At 36.0% G+C, this 5,324-nt stretch carries 8 protein-coding genes; 2 read left to right on the forward strand and 6 right to left on the reverse strand.

Features of this window, described 5'->3' with window-relative positions; translation table 11 throughout:
• The 5 genes from P8M54_RS06730 to P8M54_RS06750 form a co-directional block, all read right to left on the reverse strand.
• On the reverse strand, nucleotides 1-420 hold a 420-nt coding region (locus P8M54_RS06730), incomplete at its 3' end, for a hypothetical protein (protein WP_300286520.1).
• A gap of 122 nt (nucleotides 421-542) precedes the next feature.
• Nucleotides 543-992, reverse strand: coding sequence for a GNAT family N-acetyltransferase (locus P8M54_RS06735; RefSeq protein WP_300286522.1), 450 nt, complete (start codon nucleotides 990-992; stop codon nucleotides 543-545).
• Nucleotides 993-1,880, reverse strand: a complete 888-nt coding sequence (gene cysM, locus P8M54_RS06740) for a cysteine synthase CysM (protein ID WP_300286524.1) — start codon at nucleotides 1,878-1,880, stop codon at nucleotides 993-995. It lies immediately after the preceding gene.
• Nucleotide 1,881: 1 nt separating this feature from the next.
• Nucleotides 1,882-2,673: a serine O-acetyltransferase EpsC gene (gene epsC, locus P8M54_RS06745; protein WP_300286526.1), complete on the reverse strand. Its 792-nt coding sequence runs from the start codon at nucleotides 2,671-2,673 to the stop codon at nucleotides 1,882-1,884.
• 397 nt (nucleotides 2,674-3,070) lie between these two features.
• Complete coding sequence (locus P8M54_RS06750) at nucleotides 3,071-3,349, reverse strand: DUF2752 domain-containing protein (RefSeq protein WP_300286528.1); 279 nt, start codon at nucleotides 3,347-3,349, stop codon at nucleotides 3,071-3,073.
• A 104-nt stretch (nucleotides 3,350-3,453) separates the two neighbouring features.
• Here P8M54_RS06750 and P8M54_RS06755 point away from each other — a divergent pair, with 104 nt between their 5' ends.
• Nucleotides 3,454-3,639 (forward strand): hypothetical protein, encoded by a 186-nt coding sequence (locus P8M54_RS06755; protein WP_300286530.1) that lies wholly within the window; start codon nucleotides 3,454-3,456, stop codon nucleotides 3,637-3,639.
• Nucleotides 3,629-4,180 carry a Smr/MutS family protein gene (locus tag P8M54_RS06760; RefSeq protein ID WP_300286532.1) on the forward strand — a complete coding sequence of 184 codons (552 nt, stop codon included), beginning with the start codon at nucleotides 3,629-3,631 and terminating at the stop codon, nucleotides 4,178-4,180. Before P8M54_RS06755 ends, P8M54_RS06760 begins: the two co-directional genes overlap by 11 nt.
• Before the next feature lie 88 nt (nucleotides 4,181-4,268).
• Here P8M54_RS06760 and P8M54_RS06765 read toward each other — a convergent pair whose 3' ends face one another.
• The gene (locus P8M54_RS06765; protein ID WP_300286534.1) at nucleotides 4,269-5,231 is read right to left on the reverse strand and encodes a hypothetical protein; all 963 of its coding nucleotides are present in this window, start codon (nucleotides 5,229-5,231) and stop codon (nucleotides 4,269-4,271) included.
• Between the last annotated feature and the right edge of the window lie 93 nt (nucleotides 5,232-5,324).

Here is a 5,324-nt window from a genome sequence, read left to right on the forward strand (position 1 = left end):
GTATCGTTTTATCCAAAAGGAATGTAGGCTCCTAGCTGTTTTTGCGCGGTTTGTAGGACCACCTAGCGAGGCTAGACCAATAATTGCTGTGAAAATGTAATTGTAGCGGTAGCGTAAGTACAATCGAAATAATAGTTCTTCGTAAAAAGGGACAAAAATTACCGAGACTAAAAGAACTTTCGCAGCAGGCATTGATTGCGTCATTTTAAAAACAGCGTGGTCTTTTTGGTCAATCAATTCTAGAGATTCAAGACCTTGCAAAAGAAGGGTGATAACTAGAACAAAAGGAATTTCAATAGCGTGTAACGAAAATAGTAGTTTGATTTTTTGTTTCCAGGAAATTGATTCTCCAGTCTCGTCTACTGGATTTTTTAAAAATGAAATAAGATCAGTGTAGGCTGCTTTTATTGTAGGCGTCATAAAAAAGTAGTTTAATTTACTCGTTTTCAAATATAGTATAAAAGTAAGATAATAACTATTTTTTTGACAAAGAAATTAATAGCAATAAAAAAAGGCGTTACAATTCGTAGCGCCTCTGATGGTTATATTTTTTTCTGAAAGCAAACACTATCCTTTATTCCAATGTATTGACCGTAGTTGTCCCCGATTTCAAAGCCATTTTTTAAATACAGCGCGATCGCTTCGGGATACCTTTGTCCTGTTTCAAGGATGCAATTGGTAAAATGATTTTCTGCTGCCCATTGTTGCAAGTGAATCAATATTTGAGTTGCAATTCCTTTTCCGCGACCTTCGGGTGCTACATACATCCTTTTAATCTCAGCAGTTGCGTCTTGGTACAACTTAAAGGCGCCACAACCCAAAGCTTGATCGTCTTCGTACGCTACAAGCACGTGCTTGATATGATCTGTTTTGTTGAATTGAGCATAAAAAGTATGTTCTTCTCCATCTCTAATTGCAATGTCTCTATCGAGCGCTTGAATCAAATGTATAAAATCAGGATTATCGGCGGTTGTTCTAACAATTGTTATCATTTAGTCAAATAAATCAGAGGATAAATAACGGTCTCCGCGATCGCAAATAATAGCTACGATTACGCCTGATTCCATTTCTTCTGCAATTTTTACTGCTGTAGCTACAGAGCCGCCGCTACTCATACCTGCAAAAACACCTTCTTCAAGTGCCAAACGTTTTGTCATGGCGCGAGCCTCAGCTTCACTTACTTCGACAACGCGATCTACTTTTGAGGAATCAAAAATTCTAGGTAAATATTCTTGTGGCCATTTTCTAATTCCAGGAATTTGAGACCCGTCACTAGGTTGCGCACCTACGATTTGGATATTTGGGTTTTTCTCTTTCAAATAAGTAGACGTTCCCATGATTGTTCCTGTTGTTCCCATGGCTGCAACAAAATGCGTTACGGTTCCTTCCGTGTCATTCCATATTTCGGGACCAGTTGTTTTGTAGTGTGCTTTCCAATTGTCATCATTGGCAAACTGGTTTAGCATTATATAGCCTCCCTCAGCCACTTTTTTATCAGCATAATCCCTTGAGCCTAAAATTCCTTCTTTTGCTGGTGTAAGGATCACAGTGGCGCCATATGCTCTCATTGTTTGTGTTCGTTCTTTAGTAGAATCTTCAGGCAGGATCAATTCAATTTCGATGTTCATTAACTGCGCAATCATCGCTAAAGCAATTCCGGTGTTTCCGCTGGTGGCTTCGATTAATTTATCGCCTTTTTTGATATCGCCACGTTCTAAAGCAGAAGCAATCATATTGTAAGCTGCTCGGTCTTTAACGCTACCTCCAGGATTATTGCCTTCGAGTTTTAATAGTAATTTTACATTTTTATTTTTAACCAGGTTTACTGATTCTACTAATGGGGTGTTACCTATTAGGTTTAAAATATTTTGAGGTTTCATATTATTTGATCTCTTTAATTTTTACTTCTGTTGTTGTGGTGTTTAAAACCATTGATTTGGCTGGAATGGATTTTGTTACCCAGGCATTTCCTCCAATGATGCTTTTGCGACCAATAACGGTAGTTCCGCCAAGAATGGTTGCATTTGCATAAATACATACGTCTTCTTCTACGGTTGGATGTCTTTTTTCATCCTTCATATCCTTGCTTACACTAAGTGCTCCAAGCGTAACTCCTTGGTAGATTTTGACATTTTTAGCAATCACAGCGGTCTCGCCAATTACGATTCCGGTGGCATGATCAATGAAAAATGGCGATGCAATTTGGGCACCTGCATGGATATCCGTTCCTGTGATACGATGCGCATACTCACTCATTAGCCTAGAAAATAGCAGCAAGTCTAGCTTGTACAACTCATGACTTAATCTATATATTGCAATAGCATAAAATCCAGGGTAGGCCAAATAAACTTCTTCGATGCTGTTGGAAGCAGGATCGTTCTTAAGAATATAAGTTGCATCTTGATTGAGCTTTTCAAGAACTGAGGGGAGTTTTTCAAGAAAACTATCCCAATAGGAATCGCACAAGGCGTGTGGTTTTTTACAGGCAATTGCCGATATTTCTTTGAATTGTTTTTCTAATTCGTCAATACTCTGTTGTAAAGGGGCATTACTATCGAATAAAGTGTAGAATAATTTCTCGGTAAAAACTTCTGTCTTTGTTTTGATACTGTAATTAATTGTCGAGTGGCTTTTTAATAAACCAATATTTTTAATAATCAGATCTTTTGTCATGATTATGGGGTTGAAATGTTAGTAGAAATTGAAAATGGTACTCTTTTTATTCAAACAATAAGTATTCCATCGGTCATAGAGCCCGCTATTTAATTTAGTGGTGGCAGGAATGGCAGATGCTTCTTTTTTTTTATTACAGAGTGAAACAAAGATACCGAACTCTTTTTAATATTGATTCAATTGTCGATTCTGATTTTAGGCGCTTTTCTATGAAAGGGTAATTGTTGGACGCATAATGATTTTTCGTTTTTTAAGACTTACGAAGTTTCTTGGTAATTATATTAGGTTTGAGATTTTCGATAATGATGCCAAACGGAATTTTATTGATCCCGATGCACTGCACTTTTGAAAATACCGGAACCTCATATCCTAGTTGAAAACATTTTTTTGAGGAGTGCTAATGATGCTTAAAAATGTATCCCGCAATCATGAAAACAACATTGATCATCCCTAAAATCAAAACTAATTTTAGAGAAAAAATACGTTTAAAAAGGAAATGAAAAGGGATGGAAAGAAGGAAAAATAAGGAGGTAAAAATGGCGGGATACATTTGAAAAGAACGTTCAAAATCTCCTTCTAAAAGGAGTAGGAGTGACCGCTGAAAACCACAACCCAAACACTCCATTCCAAAGAGCGTTTTGCTTAAGCAAGGCAACATGTATTTTTCTAAATTCAAGCTATTTATTTTGGTCTAAAATTACAAAATATTTACAAACCTTTTTTGATTAAAAACGAAGCCAATTTTAAATTTGTTACTTTTGGAATCTGATACAAATAGAAATGAAGAAAATTGTAATTTTAATAATGCTTGTTGCGATCATTGTTGCTTTTTATGAGCAGGTGAGTCCCGATAAAAATGTCTATGTAACGGTAGTTGCTATTGTTTTTTTTATGTACGGAATGATGCAACTGAGTGCCAAAACACCAAGTAAGAACCAAGAAAAAGAAGAAGAAGATGATCAATAAAGGAGATAAAGTTTCAGTACTAGATGAGGCGGTAAACGGAATCGTAATTGCTACCAAAGGAGAGGAAGTAACCATTGAAACAGAGGACGGATTTGTGATGACATTTTTTGTCAACGAGTTACTTAAAATAAACGATTCCAGTAACTTAATGGATTCTATTAGAAGAATTAATATAGATGAAATAAAAAAGGAAAAAGAGATTCCAAAACCACGTAGTTTTGTAAAAGAACGTAAAGATAAGCACGAAGTTTCGGTGCCTGAATTCGATTTACACATCGAAAAATTAGTTCCTAATAAACGCGGAATGTCAAATTATGATATTCTGACTTTACAATCCGAAACTGCAAAACGGCATATTGAATTTGCGATAAAAAACAGGATCCCTAAGATTGTTTTTATTCATGGAGTTGGCGAAGGTGTCTTGAAAGCCGAGCTTGATTTCTTGCTAGGTAGGTACGATAATATTGATTTTAAAGAGGCCAATTATCAAAAATATGGACAAGGTGCTACCGAGGTTTTTATCAAACAAAGTAGTCGATAACTAGACGTTTTAGTCATTAAAAAAGCGCTCATTTGTTGGTACAAATGAGCGCTTTTTTTTGATGTTTTAGAGGTGTTTTTTTTGCCGTTTAATTGGTGGTTAATAGGTCACCAAAAACATAATTATCTCCTAATAAAAAGTCATTATTTCCCTTCTTGAAAGTTACCTTTTTTAATACAATTGTATGCTTAAAAGTAGTAGGTCCACTAGTAGTTGTTGTGACCTCAATAATACCACTTGCGCCAGTTACTCCGGCAACTGCATTCCACTCTTGACTCACTGTTGGACTCGTTGGAGTAACGGTGTTACAAAAGTAGCTATTGGTCAAAACTCCACCGGTAAATAAACGATAAGTTAAGCTATTAGTGGTAGTTGATATTAGCCCGGTTCTGGGTGTATTTAAGGGAGTAACTGCATTTGCAATCAAGCTAGGATCGATATTAAGTTGCATTGCTTCACTGCTTGTAAAGTTGTAAACTTGATTAGATGTACTGCATTTATCTAAAGTTTGATCGAATAAAAAAGGCAAGGTTGTAGCGGTAGTTTGGTAATCTCCAAACGGGAATGTTTCGTACACTTGGTTTCCATTGCTTTTTTCAAAAGTTACATTTTTCAAAACGATATTATGATTGTAACCAGTGATTCGGGTACTGTTAGTTGTTGCATTGGTTACTTTGGTTGCGCTGGTTGTTATTACAACTTGGCCTTTGGTTGCTGTCCATTGATCTGTTACAATAGGAGACGCCGGAGGAATAGTTTCGCATATAGTGCTTGAAGTAACTGCGCCGTTATAAAAGCGATAGATTACTCTGTTTGATGTACTTATATTAACCACTGTAGGACTTCCAGCTGCTGAAGTTTCATTAACAAAGCTGCTCGAAGGGATGTCCAGTAGCAATGCTTCTTGGTCTTTTAGTTTGTAAATTATGCCATTAGTACAACTTTGCGTAGCTGTAACATTTTCAAAACTAATATCTTCTTGTATTAAGTTACCATCATCACAACTGTTAATTGCGAAGGCAATACATAATAAGCCTATAACTCTTTTCATGTTTTTCATATTTGTAACAAAAATAGAATTTTTAAGTGGTATCAAATGCAGTCGTACCTAAAATTGGTTATTTTAACAATTTATTAGTTGTTA

The sequence above is a fragment of the Flavobacterium sp. genome (assembly GCF_029242675.1).
GTDB lineage: Bacteria > Bacteroidota > Bacteroidia > Flavobacteriales > Flavobacteriaceae > Flavobacterium.

Bases quoted from the DNA above. Each gene is read 5' to 3' on its own strand.
- P8M54_RS06735 (WP_300286522.1), bottom strand. From the start codon at position 992: ATGATAACAATTGTTAGAACAACCGCCGATAATCCTGATTTTATACAT.
- cysM (WP_300286524.1), bottom strand. From the start codon at position 1,880: ATGAAACCTCAAAATATTTTAAACCTAATAGGTAACACCCCATTAGTA.
- epsC (WP_300286526.1), bottom strand. From the start codon at position 2,673: ATGACAAAAGATCTGATTATTAAAAATATTGGTTTATTAAAAAGCCAC.
- P8M54_RS06755 (WP_300286530.1), top strand. From the start codon at position 3,454: ATGAAGAAAATTGTAATTTTAATAATGCTTGTTGCGATCATTGTTGCT.
- P8M54_RS06760 (WP_300286532.1), top strand. From the start codon at position 3,629: ATGATCAATAAAGGAGATAAAGTTTCAGTACTAGATGAGGCGGTAAAC.
- P8M54_RS06765 (WP_300286534.1), bottom strand. From the start codon at position 5,231: ATGAAAAGAGTTATAGGCTTATTATGTATTGCCTTCGCAATTAACAGT.